We start from the raw sequence: 19,537 nt of genomic DNA on the forward strand, positions 1-19,537 counted from the left end.
TGAGCCGCACCGACTGTTGAGGGCGCCCGTACGACCGGACCGGCTGGGGTCCGGTAGTGCGGGCGCCCTCGCGTGCGTCTCCCCGCGAGTGCGGCAGCGGCTCGTCTTCCGACCTTGACATCGATGGTGAATCTGACGGACAGTCAGGTTTACTCGATGTTGTGATGCCGGGAGGCCAGCGCCGTGCACCTCGCCCCGACCGAAGGCCAGTTGCGGCTCCGCGCCGAACTGCGGAAGTACTTCCAGGACCTGCTGCCGGACGGGGTTCCCGAGGACCCGGCCCGCCAGCGCGCACTGCTGCGCCGCATCGGCGCCGACGACCTGCTCGGCCTCGGCTGGCCCGTCGCCTACGGAGGACAGGGCCGCGGCCCCGACGAGCAGTTCGTCTTCTTCGACGAGGCCTACCGGGCCGGCGCACCCGTGTCCATGGTCACGCTCAACACCGTCGGCCCTACCCTGATGAAGTACGGGACGCAGGAGCAGAAGGACTACTTCCTGCCCCGCATCCTCAATGGCGAGATCGTCTTCGCCATCGGCTATTCCGAGCCGGAGGCGGGCACCGACCTCGCCTCGCTGCGCACCCGGGCCGTCCGCGACGGCGACGACTGGGTGATCGACGGGCAGAAGATCTTCACTTCCAACGCCCAGAACGCCGACTGGATCTGGCTCGCCTGCCGCACGGACACCGAAGCCCCCAAGCACAAGGGCATATCGATCATCCTGGTGCCCACCGACGACCCGGGGTTCTCCTGGACCCCCATCGAGACCGTCGGCGGGCTCACCACCACGGCGACGTACTACGACTCGGTCCGCGTGCCCGCCGGCAACCTCGTCGGCCCCGAGCACGGCGGATGGGGCCTGATCACCAACCAGCTCAACCACGAGCGCGTGGCCCTCGCCGCCATCGGCATGCAGGCCGAGGACTTCTACACCTACGCCCTCGGCCACGCCCGCACCCCCGACCCGGTCACCGGCGAGCGGCCGGCGGACCTGCCCTGGGTGCAGTCCCGGCTCGCCGAGGCGCACGCACGGCTGGCCGCCGTACGCCTCCTGAACTGGCGCCTCGTCCAGGACGTCGGCGCGGGCACCCTCGCCCCCGGTGACGCCAGCGGGGTGAAGTTCCTCGGCACCGAGTCCACCGTCGAGGTGTACCGGATGTGCCAGGAAGTGGTCGGCGAGGAGGCGCTCGTACGCGGTTCCGGGGCCTTCGCGGGCGGTGAGCTGGAGCGGATGAACCGCGCCGCGCAGATCAACACCTTCGGCGGCGGAGTCAGCGAGGTCCAGCGGGAGATCGTCGCCATGATGCGGCTCGGCATGAAGGGGAGGAAGCGATGACGGCGCAGGCGGCCGAAACCGACGGGGAGGCGGCCCGGTTCCACGCGCTGCTGGCGGCCTTCGAAGGGCGGCCGGCCGCCACCGCGGGCCGGGGCAAGGACCGGGTCAACGAACCGATGATCCGCCACTGGTGCGAGGCGATGGGCGACACCAACCCCGCCTACACCGGCCCGGACGCCATCGCGCCGCCCACCATGCTGCAGGCCTGGACGATGGGCGGGCTCTCCGGCCACTCGGACCGCTCGTCCTGCTACGACGACCTCTTCGCGCTCCTCGACGGCGCCGGTTTCACCTCCGTGGTGGCCACCGACTGCGAGCAGGAGTACCTGCGCCCGCTGCGTCCCGGGGACACCGTCACCTTCGACGCCGTCATCGAGTCCGTGTCCCCGCGCAAGACGACCAAGCTGGGCACGGGACACTTCGTGACCACGCGCATGGACGTCCGCGCGAACGGGGAACCCGCCGGTACCCACCGCTTCCGGATCCTCAAGTACGCGCCCGCCGGCAGCCCGGCGAAGAAGAAGGCGCCGGCCCTGCGCCCCCGCCCGGTGGTCAACCGCGACAACCAGGGATTCTGGGACGGGGTCCGCGAGCACAAGCTCCTGCTCCAGCGCTGTGTCTCCTGCGGAGCCCTCCGCTTCCCGTGGCTGCCCGGGTGCAATGCCTGCGCGAGCCCGGACTGGGACACCGTCGAGGCCTCCGGCTCCGGCACCGTCTTCTCGTACGTGGTCATGCACCACCCGCCCTTCCCGGCCTTCGACCCTCCCTACGCGGTCGCGCTCGTCGAGCTCGCCGAGGGGGTCCGGATGATCAGCAACATCACCGGTGTCCCCTACGACAAGGTCCGCATCGGAATGCCCGTCCAGCTGGAGTTCCTGCGCGTCGACGACGACCTCGAACTCCCCGTCTTCCGCGGGAGTGAAGGCTGATGGACTTCCACCCCACCGAGGAGCAGGCCGCCGCGGCCGGCCTCGCCGCCCGGATATTCGGCGACCTCGCCACCCACGAACGCCTCGGAGCCGCAGGCACCGGCAGCGACGCCGAGCTCTGGAAGGCCCTCACCACGGCGGGCATGACCGCCGCCGTCGAGGAGATCGGCCTGCTCGGCCTGGTCCTGCTCCTGGAGGAGCAGGGCCGCACCACCGCACAGGTCCCGTACGCCGCCACCTGCGCGTACGGGATCCTCCCGGTGGCCGCGCACGGCAGCCCCGAGCAGCGCGCCCGCTTGCTCCCCGCCCTCGGCACCGGCGAGGCGGTCGCCACCGGTGCCTTCCCGGCGCGCGGCCGGATCACCTCCGAGGACGGCCGCCTCACCGGAACCGCCCCCACCGTGCCCTGGTTGCGCGATGCCACGCACGTACTGGTCCCCGACGCGGACCGGGCGCTGTGGTTCGTACGGACGGACGCGCCCGGGGTGAGCAGCTCCCCGGTGGAGACCACCGCCCCGTGGTCGGCGGGCCGGCTCACGCTGACCGGGGCGGAGGGCGAGCGCCTCGGGGGCGAGGACGCGTACGAAGCGACCCTCGCGGCCGCACGGACCGCGTTCGCCGGACTCCAGGCGGGCGTCTGCGCGGGCTCGCTCGCCCGCGCCGTGGAGTACACCTCCACCCGCGAGCAGTTCGGCCGGCCGCTCTCCACCAACCAGGCGGTCCTGCTGCGCGCGGCCGACGCCTACATGGACACCGAGGCGATCCGGGTCACCACGTACGAGGCGGCCTGGCGCATCGACCAGGGCCTCCCGGCACGCGAACACGCGCTGACGGCGGCCTGGTGGGCCTCGGAGGCGGGCAAGCGCGTCGTACACGCGGGCCAGCACCTGCACGGCGGCATGGGCGCCGACCTGGACCATCCCGTCCACCGGCACTTCCTCTGGGGGCGCCAGCTGGACGCTTACCTGGGCTGCGGCAGCGAGCTGCTGGCCGAACTGGGCGCCGTGCTGGCGCAGGAGGGCTGAGCCATGGGAACCGTCGCCATGAGGGTCGGCGAGGAACTGCCACCGCTGGAGATCCCGGTCACCCGCACCCTGATCGTCGCGGGCGCGATCGCTTCCCGCGACTACCAGGACGTGCACCACGACGCGGCGCTGGCCCGGGAAAAGGGCTCTCCGGACATCTTCATGAACATCCTCACCACGAACGGCCTGGTCGGCCGGTACGTCACCGACCACCTCGGGCCGCGGGCCGTCCTGCGCAAGGTGGCCATCCGCCTGGGCGCCCCCAACTACCCGGGGGACACGATGACGCTCACGGGCACCGTCACCGCCGTCGCCGGGAACACCGTCGAGATCCGCGTCCTGGGGGCCAACGGCATCGGCCACCACGTGGCGGGGACGGTCACCGCGGAGGTGCCGGTATGAGCGTCCGCACCCGCGACGAGCTCGGCGGCAAGGCCGCCGTCGCCGGCATCGGAGCGACCGAGTTCTCCAAGGACTCGGGCCGCAGCGAGCTCAAGCTCGCCGTCGAAGCCGTGCACCACGCCCTCGACGACGCCGGTCTCACCCCCGCCGACGTCGACGGGATGGTCACCTTCACGATGGACACCAGCCCCGAGATCACCGTCGCGCAGGCGGCCGGCATCGGGGACCTGTCCTTCTTCTCCCGCATCCACTACGGCGGCGGCGCGGCCTGCGCCACCGTCCAGCAGGCCGCCCTCGCCGTCGCCACCGGAGTCGCCGAGGTCGTGGTCTGCTACCGGGCCTTCAACGAGCGGTCCGGCCGCCGCTTCGGCTCCGGCGTCCAGCAGCGCGAACCCTCGGCGGAGGGCGCGGCACTCGGCTGGTCGCTGCCCTGGGGACTGCTGACCCCCGCGTCATGGGTGGCCATGACCGCCCAGCGCTACCTGCACGCCTACAACCTCACTCCCGAGGCCTTCGGGCACGTCGCCGTCACCGACCGCCGGCACGCCGCGAACAACCCCGCCGCCTACTTCTACGGCAAGCCCATCACCCTCGCCGACCACGCCGCGTCGCGCTGGATCGTCGAGCCGCTGCGGCTGCTGGACTGCTGCCAGGAGACCGACGGCGGGCAGGCCCTGGTCGTGACCACGCCCGAGCGGGCCCGGGACCTGCGGCACGCGCCCGCGGTGATCACCGCGGCCGCGCAGGGAGCCGGACGCCGGCAGGAGGGCATGACCTCCTTCTACCGCGACGACCTGACCGGGCTGCCGGAGATGGACGTGGTCGCACGCCAGCTGTGGCGCACCAGCGGACTGCGGCCCTCGGACATCGACGTCGGCATCCTCTACGACCACTTCACCCCCTTCGTGCTGATGCAGCTGGAGGAGTTCGGCTTCTGCAAGCCGGGCGAGGCGGCCGACTTCGTGGCCGCGGACGCGCTGCCGATCAACACCCACGGCGGCCAGCTCGGGGAGGCGTACCTGCACGGAATGAACGGGATCGCCGAGGCCGTCCGCCAGCTGCGCGGCACCTCGGTCAACCAGGTCGAGGGGGCGGAGCACGTACTCGTCACGGCCGGTACAGGGGTGCCGACCTCCGGGCTGATCCTGGGAGCCGACCGCTGACGCACGAGGGCTACGCACGACGGCTGACGCACGACCGCTGACGCCCGGATTCGTGCCGGTTGGACCCCACCTCCTCCACCTTCAGGAGGTGGGGCTTTCCCCACTCCTACAACCTGAGACGGACCCCGCTTCGGCACTTACGGCCGATCCCCTGAGGGGCGGGCGCTCCTAGCGTGGACACATGACCACGCCTGTGTGCACGCTCGCCTCGAACCCGACGCCGTACCCGTCGTTCTCGGCGTACGTCCGGACCCGCGGCACGGTCCTGATGCGCACGGCGCGCTCCCTCACCGCCAACCCGTGCGACGCCGAGGACCTGCTCCAGACGGCCCTGACCAAGACGTACATGGCCTGGGACCGCATCGAGGACCACCGCGCCCTGGACGGCTACGTCCGGCGGGCCCTGGTCAACACCCGCACCTCCCAGTGGCGCAAGCGCAAGGTCGACGAGTTCTGCTGCGACGAACTCCCGGAGACCGAGGACCTCCCGGCCGCCGACCCCGCGGAGACACAGGCCCTGCGCGACGCGATGTGGCGCGCGGTGACACGGCTGCCCGACCGGCAGCGGGCCATGGTCGTACTGCGCTACTACGAGGACCTCAGCGAGGTGCAGACCGCCGAGCTCCTGGGGGTTTCGGTCGGCACGGTCAAGAGCGCCGTCTCCCGGGCGCTGGGCAAGCTCCGGGAGGATCCGGAGCTCACTCTGGTCCGCTGAGCCCCTGCGCGTCGTCCTCGGTCCGGGCGATGTTTCACGTGAAACACCGGCCGCGGCGGCTGCGAAGAAAGCTACCGAGACGTAGTGACATACCACGCGGTACGTGCGCAGAATTCTCCCACCGTCGAGACGAGTGACAGCGCCCACCGGGAGGACGCCCGTGCTCAGCACCATGCAAGAGGTACCGCTCACCATCAGCCGGATTCTGGAGCATGGTCGGAGGGTTCACGGCAGGTCGACCGTGACGACGTGGACCGGTGGGGCCGAGCCGCACCGCCGGACGTTCGCCGAGATCGGCGACCGCGCCGCCCAGCTCGCCAACGCCCTGCGCGACGAACTGGGCGTCGAGCCCGGCAGCGTTCTGGCGACGCTGATGTGGAACAACGCCGAGCACGTCGAGGCGTACTTCGCGATCCCCTCCATGGGCGCGGTCCTGCACACCCTCAACCTGCGGCTCCCTCCCGAGCAGCTGGTCTTCATCGTCAACCACGCCGAGGACCGGGTCGTGCTCGTCAACGGCACCCTGCTGCCGCTCCTCGCGCCGCTGCTGCCGCACCTGCCGACCGTCGAGCACGTCGTCGTCTCCGGAGCCGGCGACCGCTCGGTGCTCGAAGGCCTGAACGTCCGCGTGCACGATTACGAGGAGCTGATCGCGGGCCGCCCGGTCACCTACGACTGGCCCGAGCTGGACGAACGCCAGGCCGCGGCCATGTGTTACACCTCCGGCACCACGGGCGACCCCAAGGGCGTCGCCTACTCGCACCGCTCGATCTACCTGCACTCCATGCAGGTCAACATGGCCGAGTCGATGGGGCTGACCGACCGGGACACCACCCTCATCGTGGTCCCGCAGTTCCACGTGAACGCGTGGGGCCTGCCGCACGCCACCTTCATGACCGGCATCAACATGCTGATGCCGGACCGCTTCCTCCAGCCGGCCCCGCTCGCCGAGATGATCGAGCGCGAGAAGCCGTCGCACGCGGCGGCCGTCCCCACCATCTGGCAGGGTCTGCTCGCCGAGGTCACCGCGAACCCGCGCGACCTGACCTCGATGAAGCAGGTCACCATCGGCGGCGCGGCCTGTCCGCCCGCCCTGATGGAGGCCTACGACAAGCTCGGTGTCCGCCTCTGCCACGCCTGGGGCATGACCGAGACCTCCCCGCTCGGCACGATGGCGCACCCGCCGGCCGGTCTGGGCGCCGAGGAGGAGTGGCCGTACCGGATCACCCAGGGCCGTTTCCCCGCGGGTGTCGAGGCCCGCCTGGTCGGCCCCTCCGGCGACCACCTGCCCTGGGACGGCGAGTCCGCGGGTGAGCTGGAGGTGCGCGGCACCTGGATCGCGGGCGCCTACTTCGGCGGTGCCAAGGGTGAGCCGTTCCGCCCCGAGGACAAGTTCAGCGCGGACGGCTGGCTCAAGACCGGTGACGTCGGCGTCATCAGCCACGACGGCTATCTCACCCTCACCGACCGGGCCAAGGACGTCATCAAGTCCGGCGGCGAGTGGATCTCCAGTGTGGAGCTGGAGAACGCCCTGATGGCGCACCCCGAGGTCGCCGAGGCGGCTGTGGTCGCCGTCCCCGACGACAAGTGGGGCGAGCGCCCGCTGGCCACCGTCGTGCTCAAGGCGGGCGCCACCGTCGACTACGCGGGCCTGCGCGAGTTCCTCGGCCGGTCGATCGCCAAGTGGCAGCTCCCCGAGCGCTGGACGGTGATCACGGAGGTGCCCAAGACCAGCGTCGGCAAGTTCGACAAGAAGGTGATCCGCAAGCAGTACGCGGACGGCGAGCTCGAGGTCACGAAGCTCGACTGACCGGCACCCGCGTGTGGGCGACGGCCGTGGCTCACCCCTTGGTGAGCCACGGCCGCAGCAGCCTGCTGACGGTGGGCATGGCCACGTAGGTCATCAGGGTGCTGAACACGACGGTGAAGGCGGCCGTGCGCAGCACGAACGGCAGGTCCACCAGGAACGGTCCGAGCACCGCGTTGCCCACGAGCGAGATCGGGAAGATGGCCAGCCCCGAGCTGATCGCCATCTTCCACCGGGGCGGCGCGGGCCGGGTCGTACCCGGCTTGGCGAACCACGTCTCCATGCCGTGCAGTTCCCGGCGGGCTATCTCCTGGTGGTGGTGACCCAGGCAGTTGGAGAACCACTGGGCCCGCTCCGGCGAGTCCTGCCAGCGTTGGAACGCCGCCTCGTTGCGGAAGCGGTGCACCAGGAACCACGGGCCGCCCTCGGTCGCCGGGCGGAACAGGCCGTACCCCAGGTGCCCCGGGAAGCCCGCGGCCGTCTCCAGGATCCCGTGGGCCCAGGCCTCGAAGGTCTCCTCGTACCCGGGCTCCACCTGACGGGCTATGAGCAGGTTCACCTCCCCGTTGTCCGCGGGGACGGTGTGCTCGGTCGTGTCGATGATGGCCATCGGGCCAGGATGGCTAGTTGGTGCCGATCTTGGCCAGTAGGTCCACGATGCGGCCCTGTACGTCGGCCGTGGTGGCCCGCTCGGCGAGGAAGAGGACGCTCTCCCCCGAACCCAGCTTCGGCAGCTCCGCCGCGTCGATGCCCGTCGCCGTGTAGACGACCAGCGGGGTGCGGTTCAACTGCCCGTTGGCGCGCAGCCAGTCCACGATCCCGGCCCGCCGGCGGCGTACCTGCATCAGGTCCATGACGACCAGGTTGGGCCGCATCTGCGTCGCCAGTTCCACCGCGTCCGTGTCGGCGCCCGCCCGGGCGACCTGGAGGCCGCGCCGTTCCAGGGCGGTGGTGAGCGCCGCCGCGATCTCGTCGCGCTCCTCGATCAGCAGGACCCGCGAGGGGTGCTGCTCGCTGTCGCGCGGTGCCAGCGCCTTGAGCAGGACCGCCGGATCGGCTCCGTACGAGGCCTCGCGCGCGGCGTGCCCCAGCCCGGCCGTGACCAGTACGGGCACCTCGGCCGCCACCGCCGCCTGCCGCAGGGACTGCAGGGCGGTACGGGTGATCGGCCCGGTCAGCGGGTCCACGAACAGCGCGGCGGGGAACGCGGCGATCTGCGCGTCCACCTCCTCGCGGGAGTGCACGATCACCGGGCGGTAGCCGCGGTCGCTGAGTGCCTGCTGGGTCTGCACGTCGGGTGCGGGCCACACCAGGAGCCGGCGGGGATTGTCCAGCGGCTCGGGCGGAAGCTCGTCGTCCACGGGTACGGGCGCGGGCCGGTTGACCACCTCGACGGCGCCACCCGGACCGTCCAGCGGCTCGGGGCCCTCGTCGGCGCCGGCCTCGGGCGCTCCTATGGCGAACGCCCGGCCCTGCGGAGCGGGCTCGGCGAGCCGACGCCGCCGGCCGGAACCGGAGGCGGCGGTGCCGGTGCCGTTCGGGTCGACGGAGATGCCCTGGCCGAGGGTGCCGAGGGCGCGTACGTTGATCGCCGCCTGCCCGGCCTGGCCCTCCGCGGCGGTCGCCTGCGGCTGCCGGGCCCCGGGGAGCGCGACCTGGCCCGACTCGCCGTCCTCGGCCGCCGTCCGCGCTGCCGGAACCGGCCATGCGGGGGTGCCGGGCAGCGCACGCCGCCGCCCGGTCGGGGGTACGGGTTCCTCGGCGGCGCCCGCCGCTTCGGGCTCGGCGGCGGGCGTGCTCAGCACCCGGCGCCCGCGCCGTCCGCCCGCGCCCGGAGCCTCGGCATCCGCTTCGGCGGGGGCGGGGGTCGGACCGGCCATCGCGGGGGCCTGCGTGGGCCCGGCGGGCAGCGCGAAGCCGCCCTCGGGAGCGATCGGCCGGGTGGGAGCGGGGCTCAGACCGGTGGCGGGTACGGGACCTCCGGGCTGTACCGGACCAGCAGGCCCCAGCGCGCGCCGCCGCCCGGCGGGGTGCTCGGTGACAGGTACGGAGGGCATGGGCGGCAGCGCGGGCATCCCGGTCCCCTGAGGCGGCACGGGACCGCCGATCCCGCCGGGCGCGACGGGGCCGGGACCACCGGGGCCGCCGGGCGCGACGACGGCGCCGGGCGCTACGGGGCCGCCGGGCGCGTTCTGGCCCGCGATGCCGCCGGGCGCGACCACGCCGCCGGGCGCCACTACGCCGCCGGGCCCGCCCTGGGCTCCGATGCCGCCGGGCGCTACCGGGCCGCCGGGCCCGTTCTGGCCCGCGATGCCGCCGGGCGCCACTACGCGACCGGGCCCGCCGCCCTGGGCTCCGATGCCGCCAGGCGCTACGGGGCCACCCGGCCCGTTCTGGCCCGCGATGCCGCCGGGCGCCACTACGCCGCCGGGGCCGCCCTGGGCCCCGATGCCGCCGGGCGCGACGACGCCGGGGCCGCTGCCCTGGCCGCCGATGCCGCCGGGGGCCACCACACCGCCCGGTCCGCCAGGCATGGTGCCGCCCTCACCGCTGCCGTCGCCGGCGCGGCCGCGCCGGCGCCCGGTGCCCAGCCCCGCCGGGTTCACCGGGGACTGCGCGAGCTCCGGCTGCGCCTCGGTGCCGGCGGCCTCGGCCCCCCGCCGCCGCCCGGACGGCAGCGCCAGCGCGCCCCCGCCCTGGCCGGACTGCGCGGCTCCGGTGCCCGCGGCCTCGTCCTCCAGGAAGGCGTCGACGCCGCGCCGGCCCCGGCGCCCGCCGGAGACCTTCCCCGGGGCCGCGCCCGCCCCCGAACCGTCCCCGTCCGAACCCGCCGCGGGATCCGGCTCCTCCGCCGGCTCCGGCAGGGTCACCGTCCCGGCTCCCGAGCCGAGCGGCAGCTCCAGTACGTACGCCCCGCCGGGCGCGCCCGGCACCTCCACCGTCTGCAGCACACCTCCGTGCGCGGCCACGATCCCCCGCACGATCGGCTCGTGGACGGGGCTCCCGCCCTCGTACGGCCCGCGCACCTCGATCCGTACGACGTCGCCCCGCTGCGCGGCGGCCACGACGATCGTCGAGTCGCTGTAGCCGCTGCCCTGGCGGGTCTTGCCGGTTGCGTCCACCCCGGCGACGTCGGCGACCAGGTGGGCGAGTGCGGTCGCGACCCGCTCGGCGTCCACCTCGGCCTCGATGGTCGGCGCGTGGACGGCGAACTGCGCGCGGCCCGGTCCGATCAGCTCGACCGCGCCGTCGACGCCGGCCGTAACGACGCCGTTGATCAGGACCTTCTTCTTGCTGAGCTTGTCGTTGCCGGCGTCAAGGCGCTGGAAGCCGAGCACGTTGTCCACGAGCGTGGTCATCCGCGAGTACCCGGCGGCCAGGTGGTGCAGCAGCTGGTTGGCCTCGGGCCACAGCTGTCCCGCGTCATCGGCGGCGAGTGTGGCGAGCTCCCCGCGGAGCTCGTCCAGCGGCCCGCGCAGCGAGTCGCCGAGGACGGCCAGCAGCTGCGCGTGCCGCGCGGCGAGGGCGTCGTACGGCCGCCGGTCGGTGAAGGTCATGACGGCGCCGACGAGCTGCTCGCCGTCCCGCACGGGAGAGGTCGTCAGGTCGACGGCGACCGGCTGGCCGGCCTTGTTCCACAGCACCTGTCCGCGCACCCGGTGCTTGCGGCCGCTGCGCAGGGTGTCGGCGAGCGGGGACTCGTCGAAGGGGAACGGCGAGCCGTCGGCGCGCGAGTGCTGGACGAGGCCGTGCAGTTCGCGGTTGCCGAGGTCGGTGGCCCGGTAGCCGAGGATCTGGGCGGCGGCGGGATTGACCAGTACCACCCGTCCGTCGGTGTCGGTGCCGACGACGCCCTCGGCGGCGGCGCGCAGGATCATCTCGGTCTGCCGCTGGGAGCGGGCCAGCTCGGCCTCGGTGTCCACGGTCTGGGAGAGGTCCCGTACGACGAGCATCAGCAGCTCGTCACCCGTGTAGGAGGGCTGCGGCTCGCGGTAGGCGTCGCGGCCGTCGAGATGGGCCGCGGTGACCTCGACGGGGAACTCGGAGCCGTCGGTGCGGCGCGCGACCATCCGCTTGGGCCTGGCGCGGCCGCCCTCGTCCTCGCCGGGCCGGCGCATGGAGCCGGGGATCAGTTTGGAGTCGAACTCGGGCAGGAGGTCGAGCACGCCCCGGCCGACGAGCCCGGTTCCGGGGCTCTCCATGGCCTCGAGGGCGATCGAATTGGCGTTGACGACCGTGCCGTTGGTGTTGACGAGCAACAGCGCGTCGGGAAGGGCGTCGAGTATTGCTGCGAGGCGAGCAGCGCCTCGGGATGGCCTGCTGCTCACGACGAGCTTCCTCCCTGACCACAACTACCGGCATGTCACGGGAGGAGTCTAAGGGCACAGCCCCGCGGTGGGACGGCCGAAGTCCGGTGCATATCGCCCGCGCCGCGCATCCTCCCAGGTCAGGAACGCCCAGTCGGAAGCAGAGGTTCCAACTCGTCCCAACGGCTGATTTCGCATCCGTCCGTGCGCCGGAAGGTCGCGTCCACTTTGCGCCCCTGCCAGGTCCCGGTGATCCGGGCGGTGGCCGGCCCCCCGTACTTCATGCTGCAGATCTGACGCCTGGAGACGGGGGCGAAGGGGTCCTTGCCCTCGGAGGCGAGCTTGTGCAGCTTGGCGCAGGCCTGCTCCCGCCAGGGGTGGTCGCCGCCCACGGGGTCGCACTCGAGCAGGTACTCGCGGTCCAGCCTGCGGTTGCCGGTGTCGGCCATGGCGATGGTGAGGCTGTCGGGACCGCCCAGCAGCCGCCCGAGGGGCAGCGGCGGCAGCGGCCCGGCGGCCGCGGCGGCCAGGGCTGAGGTGACGGCGAAGGCGGCGAGACGCAGCATGGGGCACTCCAGGTCGTCCGTACGTCGTACGCCTGCCCAACGACGGCGGCGCTCCTACGTTCCGTCCCGACGCCCGTATCGCGCGGTCTTAAGGCTTTGCCCTCGGGCCGCCGCTCCTAGTACCGTGGGAGCGGATTGGTGAGGGGCCCTGCGCCTGTGTCATCATCTGCACGCACCCTCGTACGCGGGGGTGAGCTGGAGGCGTCGCCTAGTCCGGTCTATGGCGCCGCACTGCTAATGCGGTTTGGGGCTTACACCCCATCGAGGGTTCAAATCCCTCCGCCTCCGCACCTCGTCGAAGCCCCGGTCCTTTCGGACCGGGGCTTCGATGCGTTTCCGGTGCCGTCCATGCCGACGAAGGCCGGTAGGAGGCGGTGTGAGCCGGTGGGAGCCCGGGGGTGCCGATCGCCCTGCCCCAACCGGGGCCGCACGGCCCCTCCTCCCCTTCGCGCCAAGTCATCCGGACGATCTACGTCCAGAGCGTTTCCGCAGGTCAGGAGTGGTTTGGCTAATGGATTTCGCGTCCCGGCGAGGTCCATGTATTGTTGTTCTCGCAAGGCCAACGGGGCGAAAAACCCCGGGAAGCCCAAGCACTCGTAGCTTAACGGATAGAGCATCTGACTACGGATCAGAAGGTTGCAGGTTCGAATCCTGCCGAGTGCACAGCAGGCCAGAGGCCCCGGACGAAAGTCCGGGGCCTCTCGCGTTTCCGCGTGCAGCAGTGAGACGCGGCAACCGGTCGGCCTCCTCACCAAGGAGGAGGGAATCCCCCGGAGGTACTCAGGGGCGGGATGGCTCTGGAGGGGGACGCGGGGCAGCGGCTGGGCTCGATACGGTTCTGGGAGATCGTTCGAAGCTAGGGGCGGGGGCTCTCATGGGACTGTTCGGGAATGCGCACACGGTCGACCCGGTGTCGGCGCAGCGGGACTACGCGCGGCTGATGGGGCACGGCGAGCAGGTGCACGCCGCCTATCTCCTGATCAGGGACACGATCCTGTTCACCGACCGGCGGCTGGTGCTCGTCGACAAGCAGGGGATCACGGGGAAGAAGGTCGAGTACCACTCCATCCCCTACCGGAGCATCACCCACTTCTCCGTGGAGACCGCCGGGCACTTCGATCTCGACGCCGAGCTGAAGATCTGGATATCCGGCAGCTCGACGCCGATCGAGAAGACCTTCACCAAGGGCGTGGACATCTACGAGGTGCAGGCGATCCTGACGCAGTTCGTCGCCCGGTAGGCGTAGGCGGCGGCGTCACAGGACGCGGGGGAGGCCGGTCACTGACATCACCATCGAGTAGAGCGAGGTGGTGGCCGTGATGAACACGCGGTTGTTCTTGGGGCCGCCGAAGGTGAGGTTCGAGACCGGCTCGGGGACGCGGACGCGGCCGATCAGGGTGCCGTCCGGGGCGTAGCACTGGACGCCGTTCTCCATCGCGGCCGCCCACAGCCGGCCCTCGTCGTCGAAGCGGATGTTGTCGACGCCGGGGCAGGGGGCGAAGACCCGGTCGTCCGTGAGGGTGCCGTCGTCGGTGACCTTGAAGACGCGGATGTGGCCGGCGCGGGTGTCGGCGGCGTATAGCTCGCTCTCGTTCGGGGAGAAGACGAGGCCGTTGGGGCCGAGGAAGCCGTCGGCCACCAGGTGGACGGAGCCGGTCGAGGGGTCGGCGCGGTAGAGGTTGCAGGCGCCGATCTCGCTCGGCGCGCGGTGTCCCTCGTAGTCGTTGGTGATGCCGAAGTCCGGGTCGGAGAACCAGATGGAGCCGTCCGAGCGGACGACCGCGTCGTTGGGGCTGTTCAGCCGCTTGCCGTCGTAGCGGTCGGCGATGACGGTGATCCTGCCGTCCGGTTCGGTGCGGGTGACGCGGCGGTTGCCCTGCTCACAGGTGATCAGGCGGCCTTCGCGGTCGAGGGTGTTGCCGTTGGGGTGGCCGGCCGGGGAGCGGAAGACGGAGACCGCGCCGGTGGCCTCGTCCCAGCGCAGCATCCGGTCGTTCGGGATGTCGCTCCACACCAGTTGCCGCCAGGCCGGCAGGTAGAGCGGGCCTTCGGCCCAGCGGCAGTCGTCGTAGAGCCGCTCCAGTCGCGCGTCGCCGTTGGCGCAGCGGCCGGTCCGGAAACGATCATCCAGGATCTCGTACAAGGTGAGGTCGGCTATGGCAGACATGATTCCCCCTGAGTTCATATTGCCGAATTTTGTTCGGCGTGATGGTGAGATTGCAGGATCCGGTACCGTCTTCGCAAGGGCCGACGCGCCCATGAGAGGAACTTCGCGTGGACGACATCGACCGGGCGCTCGTCCTGCGCCTGCAGCAGGACGCGGGGCAGTCGTACGCCGCTCTCGGCACGGCGGTCGGGCTCTCGGCGGGGGCGACCCACGAGCGGGTCCGCAAGCTGCGCGAGCGCGGGGTGATCCGGCGGACCACCATCGAGGTCGACCCAGCCGCGGTCGGCAGCGGGGTCCTTGCCTATGTGATGGTCGACTCCAACGCGTGGATGGGCGAGTCCGCCGACGCATTCGCGGCGATCCCCGAGATCCAGGAGGCGCACATCATCGCGGGCAGCGCTTCTGTACTGGTCAAGGTGCGCACGGCCTCGACGGAAGGCCTGCAGGACGTCCTGCGGCGCCTCTACGGCATCGAGGGTGTCAGCGGAACGCACGCCACCGTCGTCCTGGAGACCTTCTTCGAGCGGCCGCTCCCCCTGTGACCTGGTGGTGCACCGGGATCCGGTGGGGCGGGGGCCGGCCGGCCATCGGGTGGTACGGCGAGGGGCGCGGAGAGCGGGTCAGCGAGCTCGCCTACGGGCAGCGGCTGGCGTTCGTCGCCCGCGGGGAACGCCACTGCCTCGGTGTGCGGCGGGCCGGGAAGCGGACGGCGTGCCCCACCGGAGCGCGGGTGCCGGGGCGTGCGGGGAACGCGCAGTGTCCCGAGTGCGCCCGGCTCGACCGGTCCTTCTCGGTGGCGGCCGACACCCATGCGGCCGATCCGCGCACCTACCGGGTCTATCTGGCCTGGTTCGGGCCCGGTCTGGTCAAGGTCGGCATCACCGCCGAGGAGCGCGGATCCGTCCGGTTGCTGGAGCAGGGGGCGGTGACCTGGGCGTGGCTGGGGCGGGGGCCGCTGATGGCCGCCCGGCGCACCGAGGAGTTGCTGAAGGCGGCGCTCGGAGTGCCGGACCGGATCGCGTACGCGCGCAAGCGCGGGGTGCGGGCGCATCTGCCGTCGGCGTCCGAGCGGGCCCTGGAGGTGGCGGAGTTGCACGCCCGGGCCGCTGGGCTGGAGGGCTGGCCCGAGTCGTTGGAGCGCCTCACGTGTGAAGTGGCCGATCACGCAGGAGTGTTCGGGATGGAGGGATGGGCCGGGTTGCCGGCACCGGCCCGGGTGGTCACGGCCATGGTGCCCGGCGGAGCCGTCGTGGGCACGCTCGTGGGTGCGGCGGGGCCCGATCTCCACCTCGCGGACGGGCTCGTGGTGGACACCCGGCTGCTGGCCGGCTGGGAACTCACCACCCCGCAGAGCGGCGCGGGCCCGCGGGCCGGGGTGCCGGTGGCAGAGATCGCGGTTCCCGCCGATCCTGCCGCCGGGCAGGACGGGTTGTTCTGAGAGAGGGCGGGTTGGTCAAAACTTGGATCCCTTTGGGGTTCCGGGGCCGATTGTGGTGGACATGGCGGGGGAGCCCCGCAGAGGGTGGTGGTCATGAGCATTCAGCCGGTACAGGCCTTTGAACCGCCGTATGTCATGGCCGTTTTCAGCAATGTCCGCACCCACGACGACAGCGGATACCCCGAGACCCTCGCCCGGATGAACGAGATCGTCCGGACCAACCCGGGCTTCCTCGGCTACGAGTCGGCTCGCACCCCGGGCGGGCTCGGGATCACCGTCGCGTACTTCCGGGACCACGAGTCGCTGGCCGTGTGGCGCCAGGACCTGGAGCACCAGGCGGCCATGAAGCAGGGGCGCGCCGACTGGTACGAGAGCTACACCCTGCACGTCGCGACCGTCGAGCGGAGCCATGGCTTTGACCGCAACGCCTGACGCGGTCCGTGCCTTCTCCGAACGGCTCGGGCTGCCCGGACTGGTCGACGTCCACACGCACTTCATGCCCGAGCGGGTCCTGGACAAGGTGTGGGACTACTTCGACGCGGTCGGCCCGCTGACCGGGGTCGAGTGGCCGATCCTCTACCGGCACGAGGAGGAGCAGCGGGTCGCGCTGCTGCGGGGATTCGGAGTCCGCGCCTTCACCGCCATGCTGTACCCGCACAAGCCGGCCATGGCCGCCTGGCTCAACTCCTGGTCCGCCGACTTCGCGGCCCGTACCCCCGACTGCCTGCACACCGCGACGTTCTTCCCGGAGGAGGGCGTCGGCGCGTACGTCCGGCAGGCCGTCGAGGCGGGGGCGCGGATCTTCAAGGCGCACGTCCAGGTCGGCGGGTACGACCCGAACGACGACCGGCTGGAGCCGGTGTGGGGACTGCTGGCCGAGGCGGGGATTCCCACGGTGGTGCACTGCGGCTCGGGGCCCGTTCCGGGCAAGCACACCGGGCCCGAGCCGATCGCCCGGCTGCTGGCCCGCCATCCGCGGCTGCCGCTGGTCATCGCCCACATGGGCATGCCCGAGTACACCGACTTCCTCGACCTCGCCGACCGCTACGGCGAGGTCCGCCTGGACACCACGATGGCCTTCACCGACTTCGCGGAGCAGTTCAGCGGCTTCCCGGCCGCTGACCTGGGGCGGCTCGCGGACCTCGGCGACCGGATCCTGTTCGGCACCGACTTCCCCAACATCCCGCACCCCTACGAGCACCAGCTCCACGCCCTCGAACGGCTCGGCCTGGGTGACGACTGGCTGCGGGCCGTCTGTCATGACAACGCCGCCCGGCTGTTCGGCCTCGGTCTCTGATCCGTTCGGTCTCCGATCCGTTTCTCAGGGAATTCACAGGAAGGGGCAAGAAGGCTTTCAGGGGCCGGGGGGAGCGTAGGGGCATGACTGCGACGACCAGCTTCCACGCGTCCACGTCCACCAGCACCCCCACGGCCCTGGTGCGGCCCGACGGCGGGCCCTGCCAGGTGCTCGTCGTCGACGACGAGGCCTCGCTCTCCGAACTCCTGTCCATGGCCCTGCGCTACGAGGGCTGCGAGGTCCGCAGCGCCGGCGACGGGGCGGGAGCGGTCCGGGCGGCGAAGGAGTTCCGGCCGGACGTGGTGGTCCTCGACATCATGCTCCCCGACATGGACGGACTCGCCGTCCTCGGTCGGCTGCGCCGGGAGATCCCCCAGGTCCCCGTACTGTTCCTGACCGCCAAGGACTCCGTCGAGGACCGCATCGCCGGTCTCACCGCCGGAGGCGACGACTACGTCACCAAGCCCTTCAGCCTGGAGGAGGTCGTGGCCCGGCTGCGCGGGCTGGTCCGCCGCTCGGGCGCCGCGCAGGCGGCGCGCGGTGGTTCGGTACTCGCCGTCGGCGATCTGCGGCTCGACGAGGACAGCCACGAGGTGGTGCGGGACGGGCGGGAGATCCATCTGACCGCCACCGAGTTCGAGCTGCTGCGCTACCTGATGCGCAACCCCCGCCGGGTGCTCAGCAAGGCGCAGATCCTGGACCGAGTGTGGTCCTACGACTTCGGCGGCCAGGCCAACGTGGTCGAGCTGTACATCTCCTACCTGCGCCGGAAGCTGGAGAGCGGCCCCGGCCTGGCGCCGATGATCCATACCCGCCGGGGCGCCGGGTACCTGATCAAGCCGGCCGAGTAGTGGTCGCGCGTGCCCAGCGGCTGCGCCGTCGGCCTTGGTCGCTGAGGACCCGGCTGGTCGTCTCGGCGGTGGCGCTGATCGCCGTGGTGGGCGCGGCCATCGGGACGGTCACCACCCTCGCGCTGCGGTCGTACCTGGTCCACGAGCTCGACGAGCAGCTGGGCAACTCCGTGCGGATGGCCTCCCACCCGTTCGGCGGGAAGGCGGCCCGGGACAGCCCCAGTGCCTTCGCCATGCCCCCCGGCAGCCCGCTGGACGCCGCCGGGCTGCGCCTGAACTCCGACGGCACGGTGCTCGCGACCGCCCGTACCGCCCGTGTCGAGGGTTGGGCGCCCGGCCAGCCGCCGCTCACCGAGGCGCAGAGCGCGGCCCTCGCCGAGACCGGGCACAAGGCCCGGGAGGGATCGGCCGGGCCGGTAGACACGGATCTGCCGGGCCTGGGCAGCTACCGGGTGCTGGCCTCCCGCGACGGCACCCTGGTGTTCGGCTTCCCGCTCGCGGGGGTCGACTCCACCGTCCATACCCTGGTCGTGGTGGAGGTCTGCGTCACGCTGGCCGGGCTGATCGCCGCGTCCCTCGCCGGGCAGGTCCTGGTCGGGGTCGCCCTGCGCCCCCTGCGACGGGTCGCCGCCACGGCCACCCGGGTCTCCGAACTCCCGCTGCACAGCGGCGAACCCGCCCTGGACGAGCGGGTACCCGACGCCGATCCCCGTACAGAGGTGGGCCAGGTGGGCGCGGCCCTCAACCGGATGCTGGGGCACGTCTCCTCCGCCCTCACGGCACGCCAGCAGAGCGAGATGCGGGTGAGGCAGTTCGTCGCCGACGCCAGCCACGAGCTGCGCACCCCCCTCGCCTCCATCCGCGGCTACGCCGAACTGACGCGTCGCGGCAGGGAGGAGCCGGGTCCCGACACCCGGCACGCCCTGGGCCGGATCGAGTCCGAGGCCACCCGGATGACCGGGCTGGTCGAGGACCTCCTGCTGTTGGCCCGGCTCGACGCGGGCCGTCCGCTCGACGCCGGCGACACCGTCATCGACCTGGCGCCGCTCGTGGTCGACGCCGTCAGCGACGCCCGCGCGGCCGGACCCGGGCACCACTGGCGGCTGAGCCTGCCGGAGGAGCCCGCACCCGTACGGGGCGACCCGGCGCGGATCCAGCAGGTGCTGGTCAATCTGCTCGCCAATGCCCGTACGCACACCCCGCCCGGTACCACCGTGACCGCCCATGTTTCACGTGAAACATCCCCCGCCGTGGTCCGCCTGCGGATCGAGGACGACGGGCCCGGCATCCCGCCCGCCCTGCTCCCCCACGTCTTCGAGCGTTTCGCCCGCGGTGACGCCTCGCGCTCCCGCGCGGCCGGCTCCACCGGGCTCGGCCTCGCCATCGTGCAGGCGCTCGTCACCGCCCACGGCGGGCAGGTCGACGTACGGAGCGAGGCCGGGCGGACCTGCTTCGAAGTCCTCCTGCCGTGCGCCTCCGAGGCAGCGGTCACGGACTCACAGCCCGGGCACAGGCTCAGCACACATCGGTGACAG

At 72.2% G+C, this 19,537-nt stretch carries 18 protein-coding genes and 2 tRNA genes; 16 read left to right on the forward strand and 4 right to left on the reverse strand.

Going from position 1 to position 19,537, the window contains the following annotated elements; translation table 11 throughout:
* Positions 1-183 precede the first annotated feature (183 nt).
* The 7 genes from ACZ6Y1_RS09815 (at position 184) to ACZ6Y1_RS09845 (ending at position 7,379) form a co-directional block, all read left to right on the forward strand.
* On the forward strand, positions 184-1,335 hold the full coding sequence (locus ACZ6Y1_RS09815; protein WP_469625498.1) for an acyl-CoA dehydrogenase family protein: 1,152 nt from the start codon (positions 184-186) through the stop codon (positions 1,333-1,335).
* Positions 1,332-2,264, forward strand: coding sequence for a bifunctional MaoC family dehydratase N-terminal/OB-fold nucleic acid binding domain-containing protein (locus tag ACZ6Y1_RS09820; RefSeq protein WP_469625500.1), 933 nt, complete (start codon positions 1,332-1,334; stop codon positions 2,262-2,264). The genes ACZ6Y1_RS09815 and ACZ6Y1_RS09820 overlap by 4 nt, the downstream gene beginning before the upstream one ends.
* Complete coding sequence (locus ACZ6Y1_RS09825; protein ID WP_469625502.1) at positions 2,264-3,289, forward strand: acyl-CoA dehydrogenase family protein; 1,026 nt, start codon at positions 2,264-2,266, stop codon at positions 3,287-3,289. Before ACZ6Y1_RS09820 ends, ACZ6Y1_RS09825 begins: the two co-directional genes overlap by 1 nt.
* 18 nt (positions 3,290-3,307) lie before the next feature.
* Positions 3,308-3,691, forward strand: coding sequence for a MaoC family dehydratase (locus tag ACZ6Y1_RS09830; protein ID WP_469625744.1), 384 nt, complete (start codon positions 3,308-3,310; stop codon positions 3,689-3,691).
* On the forward strand, positions 3,688-4,854 hold the full coding sequence (locus tag ACZ6Y1_RS09835) for a lipid-transfer protein (protein WP_469625506.1): 1,167 nt from the start codon (positions 3,688-3,690) through the stop codon (positions 4,852-4,854). Before ACZ6Y1_RS09830 ends, ACZ6Y1_RS09835 begins: the two co-directional genes overlap by 4 nt.
* 181 nt (positions 4,855-5,035) lie before the next feature.
* Positions 5,036-5,569, forward strand: coding sequence for a SigE family RNA polymerase sigma factor (locus tag ACZ6Y1_RS09840; protein ID WP_469625508.1), 534 nt, complete (start codon positions 5,036-5,038; stop codon positions 5,567-5,569).
* A 160-nt stretch (positions 5,570-5,729) separates the two neighbouring features.
* Entirely contained in the window at positions 5,730-7,379 is a 1,650-nt protein-coding gene (locus ACZ6Y1_RS09845; RefSeq protein ID WP_469625511.1) for a long-chain fatty acid--CoA ligase, read from the forward strand.
* Between the two features lie 31 nt (positions 7,380-7,410).
* Here the strand turns inward: ACZ6Y1_RS09845 and ACZ6Y1_RS09850 are convergent, their stop codons facing one another.
* The 3 genes from ACZ6Y1_RS09850 to ACZ6Y1_RS09860 form a co-directional block, all read right to left on the reverse strand.
* Complete coding sequence (locus tag ACZ6Y1_RS09850; protein ID WP_469625513.1) at positions 7,411-7,986, reverse strand: antibiotic biosynthesis monooxygenase; 576 nt, start codon at positions 7,984-7,986, stop codon at positions 7,411-7,413.
* A 13-nt stretch (positions 7,987-7,999) separates the two neighbouring features.
* Entirely contained in the window at positions 8,000-11,704 is a 3,705-nt protein-coding gene (locus tag ACZ6Y1_RS09855; protein WP_469625515.1) for a response regulator, read from the reverse strand.
* Positions 11,705-11,823: 119 nt separating this feature from the next.
* Positions 11,824-12,249, reverse strand: coding sequence for an SSI family serine proteinase inhibitor (locus ACZ6Y1_RS09860; RefSeq protein WP_469625517.1), 426 nt, complete (start codon positions 12,247-12,249; stop codon positions 11,824-11,826).
* A gap of 197 nt (positions 12,250-12,446) precedes the next feature.
* Here ACZ6Y1_RS09860 and ACZ6Y1_RS09865 point away from each other — a divergent pair.
* The 3 genes from ACZ6Y1_RS09865 to ACZ6Y1_RS09875 all read left to right on the forward strand — a co-directional run bounded on the left by ACZ6Y1_RS09865 (position 12,447) and on the right by ACZ6Y1_RS09875 (position 13,489).
* Positions 12,447-12,537: transfer RNA gene (locus tag ACZ6Y1_RS09865), tRNA-Ser, on the forward strand.
* A gap of 302 nt (positions 12,538-12,839) precedes the next feature.
* Positions 12,840-12,912, forward strand: a tRNA-Arg gene (locus tag ACZ6Y1_RS09870).
* Positions 12,913-13,123: 211 nt separating this feature from the next.
* Entirely contained in the window at positions 13,124-13,489 is a 366-nt protein-coding gene (locus tag ACZ6Y1_RS09875; protein WP_469625520.1) for a PH domain-containing protein, read from the forward strand.
* Positions 13,490-13,504: 15 nt separating this feature from the next.
* Here ACZ6Y1_RS09875 and ACZ6Y1_RS09880 read toward each other — a convergent pair whose 3' ends face one another.
* Positions 13,505-14,416: an SMP-30/gluconolactonase/LRE family protein gene (locus ACZ6Y1_RS09880; protein WP_469625522.1), complete on the reverse strand. Its 912-nt coding sequence runs from the start codon at positions 14,414-14,416 to the stop codon at positions 13,505-13,507.
* A 107-nt stretch (positions 14,417-14,523) separates the two neighbouring features.
* Between ACZ6Y1_RS09880 and ACZ6Y1_RS09885 the strand changes: the two genes are divergently transcribed.
* The 6 genes from ACZ6Y1_RS09885 to ACZ6Y1_RS09910 all read left to right on the forward strand — a co-directional run bounded on the left by ACZ6Y1_RS09885 (position 14,524) and on the right by ACZ6Y1_RS09910 (position 19,534).
* Positions 14,524-14,958 carry an Lrp/AsnC family transcriptional regulator gene (locus ACZ6Y1_RS09885; RefSeq protein WP_469625525.1) on the forward strand — a complete coding sequence of 145 codons (435 nt, stop codon included), beginning with the start codon at positions 14,524-14,526 and terminating at the stop codon, positions 14,956-14,958.
* A complete protein-coding gene (locus tag ACZ6Y1_RS09890; RefSeq protein WP_469625527.1) occupies positions 14,955-15,854 on the forward strand; it encodes a DUF2797 domain-containing protein in 900 nt (299 codons plus the stop codon). Before ACZ6Y1_RS09885 ends, ACZ6Y1_RS09890 begins: the two co-directional genes overlap by 4 nt.
* A gap of 93 nt (positions 15,855-15,947) precedes the next feature.
* Positions 15,948-16,286, forward strand: coding sequence for an antibiotic biosynthesis monooxygenase family protein (locus ACZ6Y1_RS09895; protein ID WP_469625530.1), 339 nt, complete (start codon positions 15,948-15,950; stop codon positions 16,284-16,286).
* Positions 16,264-17,151, forward strand: coding sequence for an amidohydrolase family protein (locus ACZ6Y1_RS09900; RefSeq protein WP_469625532.1), 888 nt, complete (start codon positions 16,264-16,266; stop codon positions 17,149-17,151). The genes ACZ6Y1_RS09895 and ACZ6Y1_RS09900 overlap by 23 nt, the downstream gene beginning before the upstream one ends.
* Before the next feature lie 83 nt (positions 17,152-17,234).
* On the forward strand, positions 17,235-18,002 hold the full coding sequence (locus tag ACZ6Y1_RS09905; RefSeq protein WP_469625534.1) for a response regulator transcription factor: 768 nt from the start codon (positions 17,235-17,237) through the stop codon (positions 18,000-18,002).
* Entirely contained in the window at positions 18,002-19,534 is a 1,533-nt protein-coding gene (locus tag ACZ6Y1_RS09910) for a sensor histidine kinase (protein ID WP_469625536.1), read from the forward strand. Before ACZ6Y1_RS09905 ends, ACZ6Y1_RS09910 begins: the two co-directional genes overlap by 1 nt.
* The last annotated feature ends 3 nt before the right edge of the window (positions 19,535-19,537 follow it).

This window comes from Streptomyces sp. NPDC053432 (assembly GCF_055585365.1).

Excerpts from the sequence above, each read along its gene's own strand:
- ACZ6Y1_RS09820 (WP_469625500.1), top strand. The coding sequence starts at position 1,332 with ATGACGGCGCAGGCGGCCGAAACCGACGGGGAGGCGGCCCGGTTCCAC.
- ACZ6Y1_RS09825 (WP_469625502.1), top strand. The coding sequence starts at position 2,264 with ATGGACTTCCACCCCACCGAGGAGCAGGCCGCCGCGGCCGGCCTCGCC.
- ACZ6Y1_RS09830 (WP_469625744.1), top strand. The coding sequence starts at position 3,308 with ATGAGGGTCGGCGAGGAACTGCCACCGCTGGAGATCCCGGTCACCCGC.
- ACZ6Y1_RS09835 (WP_469625506.1), top strand. The coding sequence starts at position 3,688 with ATGAGCGTCCGCACCCGCGACGAGCTCGGCGGCAAGGCCGCCGTCGCC.
- ACZ6Y1_RS09840 (WP_469625508.1), top strand. The coding sequence starts at position 5,036 with ATGACCACGCCTGTGTGCACGCTCGCCTCGAACCCGACGCCGTACCCG.
- ACZ6Y1_RS09850 (WP_469625513.1), bottom strand. The coding sequence starts at position 7,986 with ATGGCCATCATCGACACGACCGAGCACACCGTCCCCGCGGACAACGGG.
- ACZ6Y1_RS09860 (WP_469625517.1), bottom strand. The coding sequence starts at position 12,249 with ATGCTGCGTCTCGCCGCCTTCGCCGTCACCTCAGCCCTGGCCGCCGCG.
- ACZ6Y1_RS09875 (WP_469625520.1), top strand. The coding sequence starts at position 13,124 with ATGGGACTGTTCGGGAATGCGCACACGGTCGACCCGGTGTCGGCGCAG.
- ACZ6Y1_RS09880 (WP_469625522.1), bottom strand. The coding sequence starts at position 14,416 with ATGTCTGCCATAGCCGACCTCACCTTGTACGAGATCCTGGATGATCGT.
- ACZ6Y1_RS09895 (WP_469625530.1), top strand. The coding sequence starts at position 15,948 with ATGAGCATTCAGCCGGTACAGGCCTTTGAACCGCCGTATGTCATGGCC.
- ACZ6Y1_RS09900 (WP_469625532.1), top strand. The coding sequence starts at position 16,264 with ATGGCTTTGACCGCAACGCCTGACGCGGTCCGTGCCTTCTCCGAACGG.
- ACZ6Y1_RS09905 (WP_469625534.1), top strand. The coding sequence starts at position 17,235 with ATGACTGCGACGACCAGCTTCCACGCGTCCACGTCCACCAGCACCCCC.